Consider the following 22891-nt stretch of genomic DNA (forward strand, 5'->3'; position numbering starts at 1 on the left):
GGGGCTGCAGTGGCAGCCTTTTTTTCTGTGGGGTGTAATCCTAAACTGCCATACCGAATATATTCCATTAGTAATCGATCGGTTTATCATTGATGTTAATCGTTATTCCTTCCGTTTTTCCATGGGGTCTTTCCGTGTATGTTAATTCGTTCCGGTCCGGATAGTGTGGGACCTGATTTTTCGTATGGCTCGCAGGGGGGCCGATGACGACCGACTCGTTAATGGGCGCCAATGAATCGGCGATTTTCTCGGCATTGACGCCATAGGAAAGCTGGAACACCTCTGGCGGCGTCAGACGCAACATGTCGGATCCTTCCGCCGTTTCGAATTGATCATTGTTAAAAAAGAGGTGGAGATGCAGTTCTTGTGAAACGGGTCTGATCCAATGCCACCAAGCCATCGGAATGAAGACGACCTGACCGGGTTTGGCTACATAGTTATGCAATTTCTTCGTGTCGGGATCAACGATGGAGATCAGGGCCTCGCCGGAAACCACGACATCCAGCTCCCAGGCATTCGGATGCCAATGAGGTTCCCGTATATGTCCCTTGGTTAGATACAGGTCCACAAAAGCCCCGCCGACCATTGCCGGTAACTGGGTCGAGGTGACTTCATAAGCGACATTATTTGGATTGCGCTCGAAAAAAACATTATCTCTTGAGTCAAAAAAGAGATTCGGGGTACCACTTGATTTTTTTAGGTTCTTGTTATCTGGAACATAACCAGGATTCACGGTCAATCTCCTCCTTACTAATGTTGGTGATGCTTATTTTATATGTGAAAATCTTGGGCGATGTGATTTGTGAAATGAATATCATGGATTGTTTGAAATTGTGAGAGAGAGGTGTCGACGAATCGATCCAAAGTAGGTATTTTTTCATTAATGAATATTAAATTTTAGGTAAATCGTTATAAAACCCCTTAGTCAACATTAGTAATATATGGTAATATAAAAACTGGAATAATTTAGTTGACTATGATATCAGGGGTGGTGTGTACGTGGAATTTCTTACAAAGTGGTCGTTCAAGAACAAGGCTGCCGTTTCATTGGTAACCATTTTTATTTTAATGATCGGAATCATCAGTTATTTTAAGCTGCCGATGGAATTTTTACCTTCTGCCGATAATCCACAAGTTACGATTATCACGATGGGTCAGGGCACGGATTCGAAAACGATGGAAGCGCAGGTTACCGAACCGATTGAAAGCGCGGTTACGGGAGTAAAAGGAAAGAGTGCCATGTACTCGACCACTGGCGATGGATTTTCAAAAATCGATCTTTCCTTTGAATCAGGGTCGGATATGAAACAGGCAAAACTGGATGTTCAAGAGGCTTTAAGCAGTGTGGCGTTGCCGCAAAGTATGACAAAGCCTACCGTTACCCAGTTAAATACATCCATGATTCCGATATCGTTCATAGCTGTGACGTTCAAGGATGGCTTGACAGCTGAAAGCTTGGATCTTACGAAGAAGGAACTGGAGCCTCTATATAAAGATATTAAAGGAGTTTCGGATGTACAGACATTTGGAATCTCCCAATCGGTCCTTTCTGTCAAGGTCGATAATGAACAATTGTCTAAAAAGAACGTCTCGATCCAAAATGTCATGAGCGTACTGAACGGACAGGATGCCGCTCTAGCCGTTGGTGAGAAGGTGATCGATGGGAAGACAAGTAATATTAAGGTCATCGGTGATGTAACGAGCATAGAAAAAGTAAAAGCGCTGAAGGTCACATCAGATGTCACACTTGGAGACATAGCAAAAGTGGCAGAAGCGAAGGATGGTAACCTCATCAGCCGTTTTAACGGAAAAGAAAGCATCGATATCAGCATCATCAAGGACAGTCAATCCAATGCTGTCACAATCAGTAAAGAAGTTGAAAAGGTAACAAAGGAAATCAATGAAAAGTACAAGGAACAGAAATCGACCGTCTATTTATCTACAGCGGATATGGTGGAGACCTCCGTCCATTCGATGGTTAAAGAAGTGCTGCTCGGTGCACTATTCGCCACGATCGTCATCATGGTTTTTTTACGAAATGTACGTTCTACCTTCATTACGATCGTATCGATTCCGTTATCACTTGGCTTTACTTTATTTTTGCTTTCATTGTCGGGGGTGACGCTGAATATCTTGACGCTGGGCGGTGTTGCGGTAGCGATTGGACGCTTGGTGGACGACAGCATTGTTGTGATTGAAAATATTTTCCGGAAAATGCAGCAGGAGAAGATATCGGTCCAATTGGTAATGGGTGCGGTAAAAGAGGTCGGAGTGGCAATCACGGCTTCAACGCTTACGACGGTAGCCGTTTTCTTGCCGGTCGCTTTATTGAATGGCGGGCTTCAGGAATTCCTGCTTCCCTTTGCTTTAACCGTCACGTATTCTTTGCTGGCATCTTTGATCGTCGCATTGACGGTCGTTCCATTGATGAGTGCGGGATTGTTGAAACGGGCGAAGCTGCGAAAACATCGACCGGCCAAGCATTTTACGAAGCTTGTCACTTGGTCATTAAACCATAAATGGTTTGTCTTGATTATTGCGCTGCTCTTGTTCGTCGGTTCGATTGGTACATATTTTGCGATGCCAAAAGGGGCGATCGATCATTCTTCAGCTGATTATGTATCCGTGACATTAACTTATCCAAATGATGAGCCCTTTGATCAAGTAAAAGAGAAGGCAATTGAACTCGAGGGAAAAATGCGTGATTTGAGCGAAGTGGATAATGTGTTCATGCAATTAGGAAACTCTGCCGAAGCGGCTCAATATGGCGCCGTCACCTCGCCTACGGAAGCGACTTTCGGTATTTTAGTCAAAGATGAAGCAAATATGGATGCAATACTGGAGGAAATCGACAAGCAAAAAGAAAACTATCCCGAGGCAAAGCTTACAGCCAGCGCTTCCTCATTCATGATGGGGGCTTCAAAGACGAACATAACGATCGATGTCATTGGCAAGAATGTGGGGGATTTGGAGCGGACCGCCAATAAGATCAAAGGAAACATTCAAGATATTAAGGGAATTGAGGATGTTGCAACGAACCAGGATGAAAAGAAAACCATTTATTCTTTCAAGGTGGATCCGGCCAAAGGAAATGCAGAACAAATAGGCCAACAACTGGGTGTCATGCTGAATGGAACCCCGATTGGCCATATGAAGCTTGCGGATAAGCAGACACCGGTAATACTTGAACCTATTTTGGATCCGAAAAAACCCAATGACTTAAAGAATATTCCCATTATGACAGATGGCGGTTTAGTCCCAGTCTCAAAAGTCGCTTCATTGACGAGCGAAGAGAGTGCCACGACACAGTTCCATAAAGATGGAGAAACGTATCTCCGATTGACGGCAACGGTAGATCCGGCTAAACTGTCTGACATTTCAAATAAAGTCAATGCTGAGATATTTGGAGACAAAGAGACCAAGGGCCTTAAGATTCCCAAGGATGTAGATATTTATGTCGGGGGAGCAAGTGCTCAGCGGACGGATGATTTTTCCGATTTGTTCCTGACGATGTTCCTATCGATAGGCATTGTCTTTCTGATCATGGTTCTTACATTCAAGTCAATGAAGGCACCAATCGCGATTCTATTTTCATTGCCGTTCGCTGCAATCGGCGCAGTGCTGGGATTGGTCATCAGCCGGATTTCCGTGGATATTACAGCGCTTTTGGGCGCACTCATGCTGATAGGAATCGTCGTGACTAACGCGATCGTGCTTCTCGATCGTGTCAGGCAAAACGAAGATAGTATGATCATCCGGGATGCAATCATTGAAGCGACAGCTACAAGATTCCGTCCGATCATCATGACGGCTGTAGCCACCATTTGTGCCATGCTGCCTCTTTTATATAAAAAGGCCGAAACGGGAAGCCTCGTTTCACAAAGCCTGGCCATCGTTGTCATTGGCGGGCTGGCAGTTTCTACGCTGCTCACACTCATCGTCATTCCATGTATCTATGAATTGCTGTACTTCAAAAAATCAAAGAAACAGAGAATGAAAAAGAATGAGCCCGTCAGCGAGAGCGCCGAAATGTAAGGAAGCTTTATCAAAAGGTTTGCAGGGAACGAGACGCCTTCCCTGCAACCCTTTTTTCTTTGGAGCTGTCAATCATTGCAAGGCCAACGGAGACTAATCGTACCAATGACTTGGGTGAAAAAATCATAACCGGCCTTTCCGTTCATCCTGAATCAAATTTATGGGGATATATAATTGACAATGAGAATCATTTTCATTTATAGTAGAGGTATAATGAAAGCTATTCTCCATTAGGGGGCGATATAGATGAAGGTATTCATTGGTTACGTCAGTTTATCCGGTAATACCGAGAAAATGGCTGTAAACATAAAGAATCGAATGCTGGCTGTCGGCTGTGACGTATATATGGAAAGATTGGATACGGTAGAAGTGGAAGCGTTGAAGGAGTTCGATTTGTCCTTCATCGGTTTATATACATGGAATCAAGGAGGTTTGCCATATGAGGCAAACGAATTTTATGAAGAGCTCGATCAAGCCAACTTTCATGGAGTGAAGGTCGCATTATTCGGTGCAGGTGACTTGAGCCAGCCAAAGCCTTGCGGTGCCATCAATATCCTCTCCAATAAGATGAAGCAATGTGGATTTGCTGTTTATGATCGTGTTTTGAAAATCGATCAGGGAGCACCTGCACACGATCGGGTAAGGCAATGTGAAGACTTTGCAGATCGGGCTCTTAGTTGGGGAAGCAAAAGGAAGAAATGGCGGTATCTCGTTTGGAATCGGATGCAAAATAACCATAAGTACCGAAAGACTGCCTACTTATTAAGGAGGGTGATGGATGATTACCCAATTAAATAATAAGAGAGAATGGAAGAAAGAAGAACTTATCCAAGAACTTCTGAAATTTGGCCTATTCAAGAAATATAATAAACAGCTCTACGAACTGCCGATGGTTGTCCTGCAGAGAGAATTCAATCGTTTGAGAGGTGAATGAAAGCATGTCTAGGAGAAGAAAATCGTATAAAGAACTGCTAAATGAAAACCGCGAGCATTTGTTGCATGATAAAACGGAGGTCGAGCGCATTTTTACAAAAATCGATCAAAAGGCCGTCGTTGAAGTCAAAAAAACGAAGCAAGTGCACTCATGAGTTCATGTAAAACCGAAATCCAGCGTTGATTTCGGTTTTTTCTATGGAATGAAACGTCTATTCTTTCAGTATGTTATAATTTACCAATAGAGCTAGGTTGCTAAGAAGGTCAACAGCCGGCGTCCAAAATGAAACGATAAAGAAAGGGTGGAATTTAGTTATGAGCGGGAAAAAAGGGCTGGTTTTCTTATTGCTATGTTTAATGGGTGTAAGTGGCTGTACCGCAACCAATGTTCCGGAGTCCCAACAATCCCCTAAACAGAATCTTTCCAATGATGCGCCCGGCTTTGTTGCGGAAGAGGATTTTGAAGAGGTCGATTGGGAAATGACGGCCGCTGAGTTTGACACAAATACAGGCAGCGCCATGTCAGGAAATGAGAACAAAGTCGGCATAATCGGACCTGAATTAAAGGCAAACGAAATCCAAAAATGGCTGTGGCACTTTTGGGGGATGGATGAGGGGCCATTGTCTCTTGTCGGCTATCATAAAGAATCGAAGGATATCAGTCCCGTTTTCAGTGAAGGAGTTTGGTCAAGGAACGGGATTGGCGGCGGTAAAATTAATGGAGCGGATGCCAGCCTGCCCACTAACGTTGTGTTGCCGAAAGCAGGTAAATGGGCGATATTGGTTTATATCGATGGCCAATTATTCGATACTTTGGTAATCGAGGTCAACGCTTGACTATCAGTCAGAAGACCTTCGGCTCTCGTGAACACTTATTACCATTTTATTAAAAATAAGTAATTTAAACCCAATAAATCAAGCGCATACGTTATAATGAATGTGCTCCATAGAAAGATAGTCGGAAAATCAGCTGATGATTATATGAATGGAGGTAATAGGACAGTGAAGAAAAAATTATTGGTGATGATTCCTGCCGTTGCCTTGATGGCTGCGCCACTAGGTACAGGGGCTGCATCAATTACCCACGCAGCTTCAAAGGATAGCCAAGTCCAGAAAATCGAAACGAAGGCGGAAACGCGTCCGACCCTCCGCAAAGGCTCGCGCTCAAGCTATGTAACCGACCTGCAGCAAAGCCTTAAGGATGTTAAATATACCGTGGGTGTTGATGGCATCTTTGGTACGCAAACGCAAAATGTCGTTAGGGAATTTCAAGTGGAGCACGATCTGAGCTCGGATGGTATCGTCGGGCCGAAGACATGGGCAGCCTTGGATGAAAATAAGGTCGAAAGAAAACAGTTCACGGATAAGGATGCAATTGCGCTAGGCAAGAAAAAGCTAGGGAGCAAAATCGTATTTAGCGGTGACGGCAGATTGCTGAAAGATGGCAAAGGAAAAGCTTATTACCTATTTAAAGCTGCCAACCAGGATTGGATCGATCAAGGCGGTACAGGTACGATCGGCTGGTTCAACATATATAAAGATGGCCGAGTAGTGGAGCAATAAGCAGTTTTGGTATAAAAAAAAGCAACCCCCTGCACACCACCAGGAAAGATGCGTGGAGGGTTGGGTTACTTTCATGATCTTAGTGGCTACTGACTTACGACGGAAAGCCGCCACTCGTTATGCAGTTTGCTGTTCAGTCAAGACGCTGGTTAAACCAGTGTCTTTTTTTATGTCTGTTTTCTTTGTTCCTATTCACCCAGTAATGCAGTGAGGTTGATTGTCACTCCCGTGCTTGTTATTTTTTGGTAAAATCTAGATTTTCGTCGTTGCATTCCGATCGATTTCCAGTTTATTTTGTTTCATCCCTTTATAAGAGGCGACCACAGGAATCAAGCAGCATAACGCCATGGGTAAACAATAAAGAAGGTAGAAGTGCCCTCCGTTTTCCATTAGGGGAATATAAGCTAAGGAAGCAAAAAGTAACGCAGCGAAAATGATCGCAAAAATCCCGAAGGACTGATGGTAAAAGGCATGAATTTCCCTTCTTCGTTCTTCTTGGTTAAGTAGGGCTTTGGCCGCTTTATTCGTTCGAAGGAATAGGTACACGGATATCAGGAGAAACAAGGCGGAAAAGGGTAAAGCTAAAGCAAATAGAGAGACGTCTAGGATGGAAAGATAAAAGCTGGATAAGAAGAACACCTCTGACACACCTAATGGTAAGCAATAATTGAAGATGCTTATTTTGTTATTCATAAAATCCCTCCTTCTATATAATAGTATGCAACTGCTTACATGTTCACGACTTTGTCACATTTTTTAAAAAAATAAATGTCCAAGTTTCCAGCATTTCAGCCGCCAGGTAGGGTTATTTATTTAAACTGAATAGCAGCCTTGCTTATTACGAATAGTAGTAACATATCGGGTAAGGGGGGATGGTCAGTGGCTGCCAAAATGGCATGGAAGGGTTTTTTACTTGTTCTTTTAGTATATTTTCTTTATGTAGTGGTGGCGGCAGTGGTCATTTTCTGCTTTCCCAAGGAAAAAGAAGCAGGCAGGATGACGGATCACATAAGTACCTATATGGGAACAAAAGGATCAACCGTCGATCGTGTGCAGCTTCTTGAAGACGGATATGAATCAGGACTGGCCCGCATGCAAATGATTCAGGAAGCGAAGGAATCGATCGATGTTGCCTACTACTCCATCGCAAAAGGGGAAACGAGCGAACTGCTTCTGGGAGCTTTGATCGAAGCAGCCGATCGCGGCGTCAAGGTCCGGATCCTCCTGGACGGAATTTGCCATGGCCTGAGGGGTGAATTGCGGAATGCCCGCTATGCATTGTCATCACATGAAAATATCGAATTAAGGTACTACGAAACCTTCAAGCCATTCAGGCCATGGACCTGGCACAATCGGCTTCATGACAAAATCATGACAGTGGACGGCAAGTTAGCCATCATCGGGGGCAGGAATATTGCCGATAAGTATTTGGCAAGCAAGCCGCCTAAGGATTTTGTCTACGACCGCGATGTCCTGATTTTTAATGCGAAACAAGAAGAAGACAGTGTCATCGTTGATATGAAGGGCTATTTGAATGAATTATGGAATCATCCATATACGAGCGAGGTTTTTGCGGATCTTTCCAAGAAACAAACGGAAAAAGGAAAAAAGATGAGGGCGAGATTATCCAGTCAATATCGTGAGGCCCGGCATGCGAATGCCGATTTCGTTCATCCGATCAACGATTGGAACACGTCAACAGCCACTACGCAAAAAGTTTCTTTCCTTCATAATCCAATCGAGCGTTTCTATAAATATCCTTTTGTGTGGAAATCATTAGTGGATATTGCAGCGGAGGCGAAGCAATCGGTATTCATCCAGAGCCCTTATATCGTCCCGGCCGACATGTTGGAGGAGTACGTGCCAAACCGGCTGGATGCTGAAGCCGAGTGGACGATATTGACCAATTCGGTGACTTCGACTCCGAATGTGATCGCTTTTTCCGGTTATTTAGGGCTTAGGGATCGTATCGTCGAGACAGGGGCAAGGCTTTATGAATATTCGAAGCTGTATTCATTGCATGGGAAGTCAGTAGTATATGATGGACGGTTAAGTGCAGTCGGTTCCTTCAATTTGGATTCACGATCTGCCTTTTTAAATACGGAATCGATGGTGATCATTGATAGTGAACCATTCGCCTCGCAGTTAATTGAGGCGATGGATTCGAAAATTGCGGATAGTACACTAGTTGCTGCCGATAAAAAATATATCGAGCCACCGGAAGACATAAAAAAGGATGAATCCTACTTTAAAGCCACTTTTTTGAAAGCTCTCTCTAAAATAACGGTATATTGCAACAGGTTCATTTAATGCCATGGAATTGCACCGGTTTGGTATACTTAGGCTTCCATCCACAATACCTATCCGAAGGAGAAACAATCATGCAAACTTTACAGCACCTTTCGAAACATATCGTCTACCTGACGCCGGTCCAAAAAACGGATCGGCCGGTTCTTGCCGCCGTCACGGGAAACAAGAAAACGCTCCTCATCGATGCCGGTAACTCCGTGGGGCATGCACAGCTCTTTCAGGACGAATTGCTTAAACATGATATAAACGGGGATTTGCTTGTATTGACCCATTCCCACTGGGACCACGTATTCGGACTGGAGCATATCCGAATTCCAGTCATTTGTCACGAAAAAACCTATCAGCATATTAAGGAAATGCAGCCGCTCTCTTGGGAAGATCAAGCTCTTGACGAGCGGGTTGAAGAAGGCACGGAGATCCCATTTTGTGCGGATGCCATCAAGCTGGAGCTTGGAAGAAATCGAGAAATTTCCATGCCGCTGCCCGATATCAGGTTTGAAAAAAAGCTGACGATCGATCTCGGCGATGTAACCTGTATAATTGATCACGTCGGCGGTGATCATGCCAAGGATTCCTGTATCATTTATGTTCCAGAGGAAAAAACATTATTTCTTGGAGACTGCTTATACGCCAATCTCTATGCGGAAAAATGGAATTATACCGCTGAACAGGCCTCGAGGCTCGTCGAGAAAATGGAAGCCTATGATGCCGATACATATATCCTTTCCCATCATGATCAGCCTTGCACGAAGCAGGAAATGGAGGCTGAACTAAATTTGATGAAACAATGCACCAGAGCTGTCGTCGAGCATCGAGGAGATCGAGCCAAAATCGAGCGGGATTTGGCAACAGAGGCAAACCGGGAATTAACGGAACATGAACTCGAAACGATTGGTTTTTTTGTGAATGGATACGTTGAATGAAAGGCAATATGAAGAGGGGAAAGGGGAGAACGGAAAGCGTCATGACCGATGATGCCGGAATCTCCATTCGGCCAAGCGTTTAATCCGATAGCAATTAAAAGAATATCTCCCATTCAGATGGGGAAAAACTGCACACCAATTATGACAGATGTCTCAATTGATGTGCAGTTCCAATTAATTATGGGCTTTTTCCAGTGCCAGCTTTATCCCAAAACCAATCAGAACGGTTCCAGTCAGTCCTTCAAAAATAGCCTGCGTCCTCGGCTTTTTCATAAAAGTGCTGATCTGGTTCAACAGATAGATATAAAAAATGAACCACAACGCCGTCAAAACGGTATACGTTATCCCCATGATCAAAAACGGCAAAAAGGTCTTATTGCCCGGATCCACGAACTGAGGCAGGAAAGTCAAGAAAAACACGGCCACTTTAGGGTTGAGTAAATTGGTAAGAAACCCCTGCTTGAAGCATGAATGGCTCTCATACCTGCTTTTCGCGGGTACCACTGTGCCATTGTCGGCTTGATTATTCTTTAATCCCCATAACGTTTTGATCCCTAGATAGACCAGATAAACGGCCCCCACATATTTGAAGACGGAAAACAACAAAGCCGACTTCACGATGATCGCAGAAAGACCAAACACGGCTGCTGAAGTATGAATAAGCAAGGCGCAGCAAGTGCCCAGCATCGTCTTAAACCCACCCTTCGTCCCATCGGTAACCGTATTCCTAGTGGCTATTGCCGTATCCGGACCAGGCAAAAGAATGAGAAGAATGCACATAAGCACGAACAAATAAAAGTTATCCATATACGGACCTCCATTCTTGTTGTTGAATTCAGAAGATTATAACATAAACAAACACAGTTGAGGGAGCGACGAAAGGCAAAAATTCATCAATGGGGCGTTTTATTTATGAATTTCAGCCGTTTACTCGCGAGTTTCAATAAATCAAGGCTCGTGAAATCGCTTATCTTTTAATCGGGCGTTCGAGCGTTAATATTTCATCTTCAAGGGAAGAGTATTGCTGTTCGACGACATGTTTGACATCATGGACGGCGGCGTTATAGAAATGGGGGGCGAGCGATTCTTTAACGAAGTCCAATACTCGTTCTGCAGCGAATTCAGTTATTTCCTCATCTCTTTCTTGCGAAAAAAAATATTGGATATCGGCTATCATTAATTCCTGTTGCTCTTTTGTTAGCTTTATAAACATTCAGAACACTCCTTGAAATTAGTTTAGTAGTTCTAACTATACATGTGGAGCCGAGATAATCACAGGCTGGATTTTCAAAAAAATTTATGTACATAGCCCGTCGGCGACACCGTGATAAAAAAAATGGCTCCCGCATGATCCGGGAGCCACTTCCGTTTTTTCGGATGATCCCATTCAAGGGATTTTTTTCAATGCAGCACGAACCGGGCTTCCATCTGCATGAACCAATGGCAGGGGAAGGGCAGCCAATTCATAATTCCCGGGATCTATCCCGTCCAAAACAAGGCCCTCAAGAATGTGAATTCCATGGACGGCAAGTTCATGATGGGCAGACAGCTCTTTGCTGTCCAATGGATCGACCGAAGGTAAATCTAGGCCAAGAAGCCGAATGCCAAGACCTGAAAGATAAGTGGCTATTTCCGGTTGGATAGGGGGAATGGTTTCCGGAAATACGCTCCTATCCTTCCAAGCATCCGTCCGAATTAACAGCCGGGTCACGCCTTGCAGGTCGTGATTGGCCAAATCAGTGACGCCTATGTTCGTCCTGTTTGGTAAGTGGATGACACGGGAACACCCGATATATAAATCGAGATCCAATTCAATCACCCGTTTGCCCTCATTATCAAAATGAAACGGTGCATCGATATGTGTACCAGTATGGACGCTCATGCTGATGTGGCCTACATTGACCGATCCGCTTTCTTCCTTGCTCCAGCTTACTTTGTATGAGAATGGTTTATCGCCCGGCCAAGTTGCGACTTGTTCATCCAGTCGCTGTGAAATATCAATCCATGTACTCATGCGTTACCTCCAGCAGTATTCTTCTTAAAGCTTCGTTCTTAAGCTCCAAAGTTCTGGGAAAAAGTGTTGGTCGAGAGCCCTTTTTAAATACGTAACACCGGATGATCCACCGGTTCCGGTTTTGTTGCCAATGATCCTTTCGACCGTACTCATATGATTGAAGCGCCATAATTGCTGCTGGTGGCCGATGTCCACTAACTTCTCTGCGAGCTCGTATAAGTCCCAATATTGCTCGACATCGCGATAAACGGTCAGCCATGCATCCTCGACACTGGCATTCGGTTCATATTTTTGCGACCAATCGCGACTGATGGCGTCTTGATCAACAGGCAGACCACGCGCGACAAGAGCGGTGATCGCCTCGTCATAGATGCTTGGCTCATGAAGGGCCTGCTGCATTTGCTCAAAGAGGTCGGCCTCGTGCTGATAGACTGCTAGCGTATGGGCATTTTTGTTTCCCAGCGCAAATTCAATCAGGCGATTTTGATAGGATTGGAATCCTGAGGATTGTCCCAGTTTATCCCTGAACTCCATGTATTCAGCCGGAGTCAAGGTTGCAAGGACATTCCATGACTGAATCAGCTGCTGTTGGATTCTCGAAACACGTGACAGCATTTTAAACGAGGGCTCCAGATTGTTATGGCGGATGCACTCCGTCGCAGCTTTCAATTCATGTAAAATGAGTTTCATCCATAACTCACTCGTTTGATGGATAATGATAAAAAGCATTTCATCATGATGATCGGAGCACCTATGCTGACTCGATAAAATCTGATCGAGGTGGAGATAATCCCCGTAAGACATCGATTTTTGAAAATCGGTTTGGATATTTCTTTCTAGTCCAGATCCGTTTTGTTCCTTGTCATTCCTATTCTTCATTCCGCTAATCCCCTCACTTTTCATATACAAAGACGGTGATATGTCATTCTAATTTATCTTTTTATTGGGAGATTCCTGTCCTGGATGCTGGATCGAATTTCTTTTTTTCGAAACGAAATAAGCAACAGATAAAAATAACAGCCAAGGAACCCCGAATTGAAGCATGATTTTGAAATCCGTAAACCAAGTCGTAATCATCAGGCAGAATAAAAGGCCTGCACCTAAAATGGTTAGATAGGGAAAGCCAATCATTCTTACCGGTAGCCTACGGCCGCCTGATTTCTCCCATTGCACCCTGAAATACAAATGGGAGATGAAGATCATGAACCAAGTGAAGATGGCACCGAACATGGAAATGCCCATCATGAAGGCATAGGAGGAACCTGGAAGTAAAGCATGAACACCTGCAGCAATGAAAATCCCCATTGTCGAGACAGCCAGTGCATTTGCCGGAACGTTCCTTTTGTTTAATTTCCCTAAAATGCTAGGTGCATTTTCCCGCCGCGCCAACGAAAACATCATGCGTGTCGAAGCATAGAGCTGAGCATTCATGGCAGATAGCGCGGCCGTTAAAATGATGAAATTCATGATTCCGGAAGCACCGGGGATGTTCAAGATCTCCATCACCTTTACGAAGGGGCTTTCCTCGATTCCAGCTGTTTTCCATGGAACGATCATCAACATGATCCCAATTGTCAGGACATAGAAAGTGGATAAACGAAAAACCGTAGCTTTTAATGCTTTCGGAACGGCTACATCGGGATCTTTTGCTTCGCCTGATGTAATCGCTATCATTTCTGTTCCAAGAAAGCTGAATAATGAAATGAATACGGCTACCCACATTCCCCACCAGCCAAATGGGAAAAAACCGCCTTCATTCACGAAGTTCTCCGGTCCTATATGTGGCTGTTCGGATGTACCGAGTAGTACATAGGCTCCAAGGAGGATAAAACCAACGATGGCACTTATTTTAAGAAAGGAGAACCAATATTCAAATGTAGCGAAGGTATTTACGCTAGTGGCATTTACATAAATAAGGACACCTGCAAACAGTAAAATCCATACGATTCCCGGTACGGCAGGGAACCAATATTTCATATACACGCTGACTGCGCTAACTTCCACGCCAACAGCCAAGACATTGCTTATCCAGTAAGAATAGCGAACAAGATAACCCGCCATGGGATTCACGTACGTTTCAGCAATGGCCCCAAACGATCCGGAAGTGGGATGAGCCACTGTCATTTCTGCCAAACAGCCCATCAACAGCAGGACAATGAACGCCCCCAGTGCATAGCTGAGCAATACGCTTGGACCTGCCGCTTGAATGGCAAGCCCGCTGCCAAGGAATAAACCCGTCCCGATGGCACAGCCCATGGCAATCATCGAAAGCTTATTGGTTTCCAATGATCGCTTCAATCCTTTTTCTGGATCATCTTTCCTATTCAATTGTATATTGTTGTTCTCCATATTTCATCCCCTTTCTTTATGTAAAGCCAATCAAACCTTTGGGGGAGGGTGTCCCCCAGGCTTTATTGTCATGCCACGACTTCACGTTCATTTTTATACTTTTCATATTGTTTTTCTGTCATGATTCTTTTGAGGATTCGGACGACTTCCCAAACTTCCGCGTAGGAGGTATAGAGCGCAACCGGAGCTAGGCGAATGATGTTGGGCGCCCGGAAATCCGGTATCACGCCGTTAGCTTTCAATGCTTTGCAAATGCGTGCAGCTTCTTTATGCTCTAAACTGACATGGCCGCCGCGCCGCGCTTCTTCTCTAGGCGTCCCGATGAAAAACCCCATGTCCTTCAACTCATATTCGACCAAGTCGATTAAATATTGATTGATTTTGAGAGATTTTCCCCGGATGTTTTCAATTCCTGCCTCCATAAAAATTTCCAAGGATCCGATTAAAGGGGCACAGCTTAACACATTCGGTGTCCCAATTTGGTAGGCACCAGCGGAATCGGCTTGAGTTAACGTATGCTCCATATCGAATTGTTTTTCTTTACTTGAGCTGAACCAGCCGGCCAATCCAGGCATCGTCCCAAAGTGTTTACGGTTTACATACAAGCCGCCAACGGCGCCAGGACCGCCATTCAAATGCTTATAATTGCACCAATAAGCAAAATCAACATCCCATTCCCTGAATGAATGCGGGATCGCACCAATCGAATGGCATCCATCGAATCCGATCATGATTCCTCTTTCATGGGCTTCCTCGGTCAGACGTTTCATATCCAATATTTGGCCGCTGCGATACAGGACCGTCGGCAAGATGATGAGAGCGATATCATCGGTCATGGCTTCGATGATATCATCCTCTTCAAGGAATCGGCCGTCCCGGCTCTTCACTCGGATGAGATGGGTTTCCGGATCGAGCCCATGAGTGCGCAGCTGGCTTTGGAGTGCGTAAATATCTGTCGGAAAGGTCAGCTCATCCGCCAGGATTTTTGTGCGGGATCCTTCAGGCTTATAAAAGGTGGACACGAGCTGATGCAGATTCACCGTAGTCGAGCCGGTTACGATGACCTCATCGGCGGAAGCACCGACCAAATGGGCCATTTTTGCCCCCAGTTCCTCAGCCATGAAAAACCATGGGTGTTTTCCCTGTGTCCACCCGTCGATCCCATGTTCCTTCCAATCCGATAAAGATTCCAAAAGAGTGCGCTCAGCCCTTTTTGAAAGCAGACCTAAGGAGTTCCCGTCCATATAGATGGAATCAGGCTTTAAATAAAACTCATTCCTAAATGCATGAAGGGCATCTTGTTCATCCAGCTGTTTCGCGTAATCCAACGTGTATGTTGTAACCATAGTGACCTCCTATATAAAAATACTTATCTTTCTAGGAAAATCGTAGCAAAGAATATGACATCATGTCAATAAAAAAATCAGAAAATTAAAACAATAAAAAAAAGACTGCAATTTACTGCAAACGTTTTTATTTTAATGGAAATCCTTTATGCTAGATATAAGGGGGGGGGGCATGCATGATTGATGGCCAAGTAGGGGATAAACGTCATTTACGCTCGATGATGACACGGCAAAAGCTATTGGAAGCTGCAAAAGAAATTTTTCTTGAAGAAGGGTATCAAGCCGCAGTCATATCCCAGATGATCAAAAGGGCGAATATCGGATATGGAACGGCCTATGTGCACTTTAAAGGAAAAGAGGATCTATTAATAGTATTAATGGAGAATGTGATGGGGCAATTCTATGAAATTGCCGAGACCTCTTTCTTTCCGAAATCAAAAGACGAAGCGAGACAAATCATAAACAACCAAGCCAAGGCTTTTTTATTAATGGCAGAGGCTGAACGCAATATGCTCCAGGTTTTCGAACAGGCCATAGGAATGTCGGCCGTCATTTCAGATAAATGGAAAGCCATCCGCCTGAAATTCACCCAGCGGATATCAAAGGACGTCGCCTATGCACAGCAAAAAGGACTGGCAAGAGCCGAATTGAACCATGAGATTGTTGCAAAAGGCTGGTTTTTCACAAATGAAATGTACCTCTGGGAAATTGTCCGGAACGAGCATCAAAGCTCTGTCGAAGAAATCGCTCAAACCATCACCTCCGTTTACGTCGAAGGCCTATATGTATAATGGATAACGCTAAAAATCTTTCGGTTTAATACAACCGGAAGATTTTTTGTCTTTTATCGCCAGGCAATAATGAAGCAACGGAAAAAACGAGCCGGGCGCCCAATTCGCGAGTAAAACTGCCAAATTTCCGAGTAAACCGCCCGAATTCGCGAGCAAAGCACCCAAATTGGCGATAAAGCCAGCCAAATCGCGAGTCAAACCGCCAAATTGGAGAGTGGACCAGCTTAATTTTCCTTCTCAGTGTTGGGGGACTTATATACGCTACGCCTTAGGTCTTATATGAAAATATAGCTAAGGCTCATTATACGAATTTGGAAAAATAGATAAGATATATACATGGAAAGGAGGACGAAAACGATGAAGAAATTTGGTTTGTTTATTGTAGGTTTGATTGCATTGTTCGTGCTGCTGGCGAATGTGGGTCCATTGATCGGTTTGGCGATTTGCTTGGCGATTTTATACTTTGGGTTCAAGCAGTTCATGAAGTCCGATTCGACAGGGGCCAAGGTCGCGTGGGGGTCAGTTTGCGTAATCGTGCTGATTGTTTCTATTTCCCATATTCCGGCGATTTTGGGATTGGTGGCAGCTTATGTACTTTACCTCGTCTATAAAAAATGGAATGACAATGATGAAAATGCATCAACTGAAAATGATCCATTCTCCAATTTTGAAAGAGAGTGGAAAGATTTGAATAAGAACTAATAGAAGGGATGGATAGGTAATGGGTAATTTATTTTCTAGAATGAAACAAACGATTTCGGCGGACTTTCATGATTTGCTTGATAAGAAGGAGCAAAAGAATCCGATCGGCATGCTGAATCAATATTTGCGGCAGTGTGAGCAGGAGACGGAGAAGGTCGGCAAGCTGCTTGAGCGTCAATATCTTCTGAAAGAAGAGTTTACGCGTGAATATAATCAAGCGCAAAGTTTAGCTGAAAAACGCAAAAACCAAGCCGAGGTTGCGAAGCAGTCCGGTGAAACGGATTTAATGGAGTTTGCCCTTAAGGAAAGCCTGCACTATGAAGATCGTGCGCAAAGCTTGATGGAGGCGCATAAGAGTGCGGAGGTTCAGTTGGCTGAGCTGGAGCGTAAATATGAAGAAATGAAGCATAAGCTCAAGGATATGCATTTAAAGCGGATGGAATTGATGGGAAGGGAAAATATTGCCCGGGCAAACCACCGGATCAATCGAGTGTTGGATGCCGGCCGCACGGAGGCCAAACCGGTAGCGATGTTTGAAGAGATGGAGCACTATATTGACCGCATCGAGCATAAAGTCGATGCCGATTATAACCGGCATACCATCGATGCGAGAATCGCCCAGCTTGAAAAGGAATTGGAACAGAAAGAAGCGTAAATATTATTCATGCATGGCTGTGATCCCTTATCCTCCAAATGCGCAGGATGAGGGAAAACGCTCTGTTAGAACCTAATCGATTCGTGGTATTCTTAAAAGGCGCGGTTGACTGCGCCTTTTAAGAGTATCATGATCAATTATAAGGGAGGCGGGCCGATGTTGAACAAAATGAAAACGGATTATATGGGTTGGATCTTCCTCATCGGAATCGTCTTGCTTTTTTTGGAGATTTCCTTCAAGGGTGGAGGCTTATTGTTTCCGCTTGCTTTTTCGGTTGTCTTAATCTATTTGGGCAGGAAATTCACTAAGCGGACAATCGGGAAGATTTTATTTTTTACAGGACTGATCTCACTGATCATCACAGTTTTGAATATGTTCGTTTTTAAGTTTTTCCTTTTCGCCATTCTCATTTATTTCTTACTTTTATATTATCAGTCGAAAAAGAATCCCGATTGGATCAACCCGATCATCACCAATGAAGGGTTTGACGAAGAACAAGTCCATAAGGAGCCGTTATTGAAAAGTGGGCATCTCTTTCAAAATAAGTTGTTCGGCCACCAACAAACGGGTGAGCAGGTATACGAATGGAATTCCGTGAATGTTCAAAGCGGGGTCGGTGATACGGTCATTGATTTGAGCCGGACGATCCTGCCGAAAGGGGATGCCGTCATTTCCCTTAGGAATATCGTTGGCAATATCACGGTCCTCATCCCGTATGGCATCGAAATAAGGGTCCATCATTCCGTCATGGCGGGGAGAGCGCGGATTTTTGAAAACAAGCCTGAATCGAGGGTCTTTAATCAAATCCATTCTTTTCAAACAGCGGGCTTCGATGAAGCGGACCATAAAGTGCATATCATCACGTCCATCCTTGTTGGGGATTTAGAGGTGAAGCGGGTATGAGCATCGTGACACGCCAGATCTTGAGTGCCCTAGGTGTTTCCTTCGTTCTTTCGCTTCTTTTGCCGGCAGTGATTTTCTTTATTTTCCCGCTGTCCGACTGGGGCTTGTTATGGGAGAAAGTGGTCATGGGGCTTCCCTTCGTCATTTTCCTGCCAAGTCTGGTCATGACGGCAGGGCTGATTTATGGAGCCGTTTCAGGAATGTTTTTTAAAAGGCAGCTGCAAAGGGTGGATGAAGGCCTTTACTTGCTGGAACAGGGCCGCTTGCCTTCACAGCCGGAAACCTATCCGATCTCGGAGCTCGCGACCATGGTGGAACGGATGAATCAAATTCATAAGCAAATCAATGAACAGACAAAATTATCGCAAAAAATGGCCAATGAAAAGGCGATCGACCAGGAGAAACAGATCCAGGAAATCGTTTCCCAGGAGCGGAACCGCCTGGCGCGGGAGCTGCATGATTCGGTGAGCCAGCAATTGTTTGCCGCTTCGATGTTCATGTCGGCCATTACAGAGTCACAAACGGATATGGATAAAACCGAAATGAAGCAATTCAAGGTTGTGGAAGAGATGATCCATCAATCTCAGCTCGAGATGAGGGCGCTCCTGCTTCACTTAAGACCCGTTGCGTTGAAGGGAAAATCATTACAAGCGGGAATGAAGGAGCTCCTCGAAGAATTGGCCCAAAAAGTGACGATGGATATAGATTGGAAGGCGGAGCCGGTTATCCTTGATAAGGGGATTGAAGACCACCTGTTCCGGATTTTACAAGAATCGATTTCCAATACACTGAGACATGCAAAGGCGACCTCGCTTGAAGTGCTATTGATCGTTCGTGATGGCTTGATCATTTTCCGGATCACGGATGATGGCATCGGCTTTAACACGGAGGAGGCAAAAGCCGGATCTTACGGACTGCAAAACATGCATGAGCGGGCCGTAGAGTTGGGGGGGACCATGCAGCTCGTAAGCGTTCCGAATAAAGGGACAAAGCTCGAGGTGAAAATCCCCTTGATACATACAGGAGGTGATCAGGATGATTAAAGTATTATTTGTCGATGACCATGAAATGGTTCGGATTGGGGTGTCGGCCTATTTAACGGCCCAAGCGGACATCGAAGTGATCGGGGAAGCGGACAATGGTTTGAAGGCAGTCGAACTGGCTTTGGAATTGCGTCCGGATATCATTTTGATGGATTTGGTCATGCCGGAAATGGATGGCATAGAAGCGACGAAGCGAATTATCGAAAAATGGCCCGAAGCCAAGATCATCATCGTGACAAGCTTCCTGGATGATGAAAAAGTGTATCCGGCCTTGGAAGCCGGGGCAACGAGCTATATGCTGAAAACCTCGAAGGCAAGCGAAATTGCCAGAGCCGTCCGGTCCACCTTCCAAGGACAAAGCGTACTGGAGCCTGAGGTGACCGGGAAGATGATGGAGAAGTTACGCCGCCCGAAGAAAAACGAGCGGCATGAACAATTGACAAACCGTGAAATGGAAATCCTGCTTTTAATGACACAAGGGAAAACGAATCAGGAAATAGCCGATGAACTATACATTGCCCTGAAAACGGCCAAGGTGCATGTTAGCAATATATTAAGTAAGCTTGAAGTGCAGGACCGCACCCAAGCGGTGATTTACGCATTTAAGCATTCACTCGTCGATGATGAACAATGATGCAAGAAAAAAGAGCATGTTTTAAAAACATGCTCTTTTTCTTACAGTTCAATCAAGCTTCCTCTGCCGTGTCAAGCCTTGTGCCGTATATGCGATAAAGCACCAAGGCGAAAACCATGCCGATAAAGGATATCGAGGAGATGAACAAGTATAAAGTCTTGCCTCCGAATGCCTCATAGATGGATCCGCCTACATAAGAAGCGATGATTCCCGATACCCCGAAGAATAATAGCGCCAGTACAGTCTGGCCTGTGGCGCGCCACTCCACCGGTACGATGCGGTACAGGTACTGAATCGCCGCAGAATAGAAAATCGGGAAAGTCAGTATTTGCAAAACCTGTAAATAAGCCAGCAGATGCGGATCGGTAATCCAGGCAGAGACGAAATAGCGGATAAAGAAAAACGCCGCTGCAAACGAAATGATGATGATTTCCTTGCCTTTGCGCAGCCACCAGAAGCTTAGGGCGAATACGACGATTTCACTTCCGGCCGCCAGGAACCAGGTCAAGCCGACAAGCTTGGCGCTTCCGCCAAGCTCCCGGATATACACTCCTAGGAACGTATCATTCATTCTTGCAGGAACAGCACAGATAAACACCAACAATAAAAAAAGCAGCGTCTCCTTATTGCTGAAAAAGTGCTTCAGGCTCTTCAAGGTGACAGGTTTCCCCGACACCGGTGCATCCGGCATCATCCAGCTAATGATGAAGCTGATCAGCCCGATCCCGGCAAAAAGAAAGGCCAGGCTGTTTGCTCCGAAATAGGACATCACATAGCCAGTGATCAGCGATATGACCGCATAACCCAATGCGCCATAAGTCCGGATCGAGCCATAGCTGATTCCGGATTTCTCCGCAATCGTAAAGTTGAGGCTTTCCGTCAGGGGATCGATCGGCATCAAAAAGAAATAGAGCAGCATGGCAAACAGGATCAGCTGAAGATAGCTGCTTGAGTCATATAGAAAATAACCGATTACACTGGAGAAAAAAATGAGCAGCAGCAGGACTTTGCGGATCGTCCGCGTTTTGTCGCTGATCATTCCCCATAATGGCTGGGTAATCAGGGTGACAAATCCTCCTGTACCGATGATGAATCCGATTTGGGCTGGCCGCAAGCCTTGATCTGCCAAGTACACGGGAAGAAATGGAATGAAAATGGCAAGCAGTCCAAAATATAAAAAGTTAAAACTTTTTAATAATCGTAAAGCTTTCATAAAAAAAATGATACCTCGCCTGTTCTATAGATTGGATGGGTTCAACCTTGCTATTGTAACATTGATGACAGATTTTGAAAAAAAAGTTTTTATGGTCCATTCAGCCGAAATCTGATTCTTGCTGGAAAATAGTTACTTTACCTTTTTATAAATGGATGAAGATGATAAAATTAACACTAAATGTTAACGTGGAGGGATGTATGGGAGTGATCGATCAGGATACAAAAGTGGTTCAAGAATTACAGGAGCTAAAGCAAAAGGTCAGCCATCTGGAAGACTTATTGACTGAGCAAGCGAATAAAAAGGAAAAGCCAGGTGTCGTTCGAACCTTTTTGGACGCAGTGGTGTCTTTGCTATTTGGATTATTTATTGTGGGACCCGTTGCAGTGGTCGTGATCGGGGTGCTGATGGTTGCGGCATCATGGTTGGGGCTGGATAGTTGGTAGTTTACGAGAGTCGCGGAAAATAGAGGAGCCGAGGGGGGATTTGGCAGATGGATTTAACTATTTTTTTGGCATTCAGTGCGGGTATACTATCGTTTATATCTCCATGTTGTTTACCGTTATATCCTGCCTTTTTATCTTATATTACAGGTTTATCGGTTAGTGAGTTAAAAGAAGGAAGCAGCACCTTCAATCGAAAGGCATTGCTTCATACCTTTTTCTTTTTGGTCGGGTTTTCCATCATATTTGTGGTACTTGGGCTTTCGACCACGATTTTTTATGACCTTTTTTATGAATATATTGATTTGATCAGGCAGGCAGGGGCTATATTGATCGTCATGTTCGGACTGATCCTCATCGGATTTTTCCAGCCGAAATTCTTGATGAAGGATAGGAAAATCCATTTTAAAAACCGGCCATCGGGATATATCGGTTCGATACTGATTGGTATTGGCTACGCTGCTGGCTGGACTCCATGTGTCGGTCCGATTTTGGGGGCAGTCATGGCTCTCGGTTTATATACGGGACAAGGCCTGCTCTATATGATTGCTTATATTCTTGGATTTTCCATCCCATTCTTCATCATGTCATTTTTTATCGGCAAATCAGGCTGGATCAGGAAGTATAGTCATAGATTAACTAAAATGGGCGGATATCTCACGATCGTTATGGGGATTTTCTTGTTTTTTGATTGGATGACGAACATCACGACTTTCCTGACAAACCGTGTATTCGGCGGTTTTACGGGTTTTTGAGTTCTTGGGTGATACATAAAAAACGAAAAGAGGATGGCCGCTTAAAGCTTTGCGGTATATCCTCTTTTTTGATGAATCGTTTTAAATAAATCATGCCAAACGGATCTCCCCCATTCGGAATCATTCCACTTTGCGAAAAAACTAGATAGATTTTGATTGCTCACAAATTCAATGGTTTGATACATTAGCCGGTTCCTTTCCACTTCAGGCACTCGCTTTCCGCGGGCGGTCGGGGAGCCACCTCGGCTCTTGCGCCTGCGGTTGTCTCCCCTAGACCGC

General features: G+C 44.6%; 25 protein-coding genes. 16 read left to right on the forward strand and 9 right to left on the reverse strand.

Annotation, left to right across the window (positions count from 1 at the left end):
- Positions 1-67: 67 nt before the first annotated feature.
- Positions 68-733 carry a cupin domain-containing protein gene (locus AS888_RS09180; RefSeq protein ID WP_061141884.1) on the reverse strand — a complete coding sequence of 222 codons (666 nt, stop codon included), beginning with the start codon at positions 731-733 and terminating at the stop codon, positions 68-70.
- 266 nt (positions 734-999) lie between these two features.
- Between AS888_RS09180 and AS888_RS09185 the strand changes: the two genes are divergently transcribed.
- The 6 genes from AS888_RS09185 (at position 1000) to AS888_RS09200 (ending at position 6531) form a co-directional block, all read left to right on the forward strand.
- Positions 1000-4035 carry an efflux RND transporter permease subunit gene (locus tag AS888_RS09185; protein ID WP_061141885.1) on the forward strand — a complete coding sequence of 1012 codons (3036 nt, stop codon included), beginning with the start codon at positions 1000-1002 and terminating at the stop codon, positions 4033-4035.
- A gap of 246 nt (positions 4036-4281) precedes the next feature.
- Positions 4282-4833: a flavodoxin domain-containing protein gene (locus tag AS888_RS09190; protein WP_061141886.1), complete on the forward strand. Its 552-nt coding sequence runs from the start codon at positions 4282-4284 to the stop codon at positions 4831-4833.
- The gene (locus AS888_RS25005; RefSeq protein WP_081092368.1) at positions 4814-4969 is read left to right on the forward strand and encodes a Fur-regulated basic protein FbpA; all 156 of its coding nucleotides are present in this window, start codon (positions 4814-4816) and stop codon (positions 4967-4969) included. Before AS888_RS09190 ends, AS888_RS25005 begins: the two co-directional genes overlap by 20 nt.
- Before the next feature lie 4 nt (positions 4970-4973).
- Positions 4974-5123 carry an FbpB family small basic protein gene (locus tag AS888_RS25640; RefSeq protein ID WP_100530648.1) on the forward strand — a complete coding sequence of 50 codons (150 nt, stop codon included), beginning with the start codon at positions 4974-4976 and terminating at the stop codon, positions 5121-5123.
- Positions 5124-5283: 160 nt separating this feature from the next.
- Complete coding sequence (locus AS888_RS09195; RefSeq protein WP_061141887.1) at positions 5284-5805, forward strand: DUF4871 domain-containing protein; 522 nt, start codon at positions 5284-5286, stop codon at positions 5803-5805.
- A 165-nt stretch (positions 5806-5970) separates the two neighbouring features.
- The gene (locus tag AS888_RS09200) at positions 5971-6531 is read left to right on the forward strand and encodes a peptidoglycan-binding domain-containing protein (RefSeq protein WP_260320173.1); all 561 of its coding nucleotides are present in this window, start codon (positions 5971-5973) and stop codon (positions 6529-6531) included.
- 252 nt (positions 6532-6783) lie between these two features.
- Here the strand turns inward: AS888_RS09200 and AS888_RS09205 are convergent, their stop codons facing one another.
- Positions 6784-7224 carry a hypothetical protein gene (locus AS888_RS09205; protein WP_061141888.1) on the reverse strand — a complete coding sequence of 147 codons (441 nt, stop codon included), beginning with the start codon at positions 7222-7224 and terminating at the stop codon, positions 6784-6786.
- 186 nt (positions 7225-7410) lie between these two features.
- Between AS888_RS09205 and AS888_RS09210 the strand changes: the two genes are divergently transcribed.
- On the forward strand, positions 7411-8841 hold the full coding sequence (locus tag AS888_RS09210; protein ID WP_260320174.1) for a phospholipase D-like domain-containing protein: 1431 nt from the start codon (positions 7411-7413) through the stop codon (positions 8839-8841).
- Positions 8842-8912: 71 nt separating this feature from the next.
- Positions 8913-9764 (forward strand): MBL fold metallo-hydrolase, encoded by an 852-nt coding sequence (locus tag AS888_RS09215; protein WP_061141889.1) that lies wholly within the window; start codon positions 8913-8915, stop codon positions 9762-9764.
- A 174-nt stretch (positions 9765-9938) separates the two neighbouring features.
- Here AS888_RS09215 and AS888_RS09220 read toward each other — a convergent pair whose 3' ends face one another.
- The 6 genes from AS888_RS09220 to kynU all read right to left on the reverse strand — a co-directional run bounded on the left by AS888_RS09220 (position 9939) and on the right by kynU (position 15473).
- Positions 9939-10571, reverse strand: a complete 633-nt coding sequence (locus tag AS888_RS09220; RefSeq protein WP_061141890.1) for a LysE family translocator — start codon at positions 10569-10571, stop codon at positions 9939-9941.
- 160 nt (positions 10572-10731) lie between these two features.
- Positions 10732-10977 carry a DUF2164 domain-containing protein gene (locus AS888_RS09225; protein WP_061141891.1) on the reverse strand — a complete coding sequence of 82 codons (246 nt, stop codon included), beginning with the start codon at positions 10975-10977 and terminating at the stop codon, positions 10732-10734.
- Between the two features lie 174 nt (positions 10978-11151).
- A complete protein-coding gene (gene kynB / locus AS888_RS09230) occupies positions 11152-11778 on the reverse strand; it encodes an arylformamidase (protein ID WP_061141892.1) in 627 nt (208 codons plus the stop codon).
- Between the two features lie 24 nt (positions 11779-11802).
- The gene (kynA, locus tag AS888_RS09235; RefSeq protein ID WP_061141893.1) at positions 11803-12657 is read right to left on the reverse strand and encodes a tryptophan 2,3-dioxygenase; all 855 of its coding nucleotides are present in this window, start codon (positions 12655-12657) and stop codon (positions 11803-11805) included.
- 48 nt (positions 12658-12705) lie between these two features.
- A complete protein-coding gene (locus tag AS888_RS09240) occupies positions 12706-14127 on the reverse strand; it encodes an amino acid permease (RefSeq protein WP_061141894.1) in 1422 nt (473 codons plus the stop codon).
- A gap of 68 nt (positions 14128-14195) precedes the next feature.
- Positions 14196-15473 (reverse strand): kynureninase, encoded by a 1278-nt coding sequence (gene kynU / locus AS888_RS09245; RefSeq protein WP_061141895.1) that lies wholly within the window; start codon positions 15471-15473, stop codon positions 14196-14198.
- 176 nt (positions 15474-15649) lie between these two features.
- On the opposite strand from kynU, the gene AS888_RS09250 reads away from it, so the two are divergent.
- The 6 genes from AS888_RS09250 (at position 15650) to AS888_RS09275 (ending at position 20201) form a co-directional block, all read left to right on the forward strand.
- A complete protein-coding gene (locus AS888_RS09250) occupies positions 15650-16264 on the forward strand; it encodes a TetR/AcrR family transcriptional regulator (protein WP_061141896.1) in 615 nt (204 codons plus the stop codon).
- Between the two features lie 357 nt (positions 16265-16621).
- On the forward strand, positions 16622-16966 hold the full coding sequence (locus AS888_RS09255) for a lmo0954 family membrane protein (protein WP_061141897.1): 345 nt from the start codon (positions 16622-16624) through the stop codon (positions 16964-16966).
- Between the two features lie 19 nt (positions 16967-16985).
- Complete coding sequence (locus AS888_RS09260) at positions 16986-17621, forward strand: PspA/IM30 family protein (RefSeq protein WP_061141898.1); 636 nt, start codon at positions 16986-16988, stop codon at positions 17619-17621.
- A 156-nt stretch (positions 17622-17777) separates the two neighbouring features.
- Positions 17778-18524 (forward strand): cell wall-active antibiotics response protein LiaF, encoded by a 747-nt coding sequence (gene liaF, locus AS888_RS09265; RefSeq protein WP_061141899.1) that lies wholly within the window; start codon positions 17778-17780, stop codon positions 18522-18524.
- Entirely contained in the window at positions 18521-19567 is a 1047-nt protein-coding gene (locus AS888_RS09270; protein WP_061141900.1) for a sensor histidine kinase, read from the forward strand. The genes liaF and AS888_RS09270 overlap by 4 nt, the downstream gene beginning before the upstream one ends.
- Positions 19560-20201, forward strand: coding sequence for a response regulator transcription factor (locus AS888_RS09275; RefSeq protein ID WP_061141901.1), 642 nt, complete (start codon positions 19560-19562; stop codon positions 20199-20201). Before AS888_RS09270 ends, AS888_RS09275 begins: the two co-directional genes overlap by 8 nt.
- 52 nt (positions 20202-20253) lie before the next feature.
- On the opposite strand, the gene AS888_RS09280 is transcribed toward AS888_RS09275, so the two are convergent.
- The gene (locus AS888_RS09280; protein WP_061141902.1) at positions 20254-21414 is read right to left on the reverse strand and encodes an MFS transporter; all 1161 of its coding nucleotides are present in this window, start codon (positions 21412-21414) and stop codon (positions 20254-20256) included.
- A 200-nt stretch (positions 21415-21614) separates the two neighbouring features.
- On the opposite strand from AS888_RS09280, the gene AS888_RS09285 reads away from it, so the two are divergent.
- The gene (locus AS888_RS09285) at positions 21615-21860 is read left to right on the forward strand and encodes a hypothetical protein (protein WP_061141903.1); all 246 of its coding nucleotides are present in this window, start codon (positions 21615-21617) and stop codon (positions 21858-21860) included.
- Between the two features lie 47 nt (positions 21861-21907).
- Positions 21908-22612: a cytochrome c biogenesis CcdA family protein gene (locus AS888_RS09290; RefSeq protein WP_061141904.1), complete on the forward strand. Its 705-nt coding sequence runs from the start codon at positions 21908-21910 to the stop codon at positions 22610-22612.
- The last annotated feature ends 279 nt before the right edge of the window (positions 22613-22891 follow it).

The organism is Peribacillus simplex, from assembly GCF_001542915.1.
Taxonomy (GTDB): Bacteria; Bacillota; Bacilli; order Bacillales; family DSM-1321; genus Peribacillus; species Peribacillus simplex_B.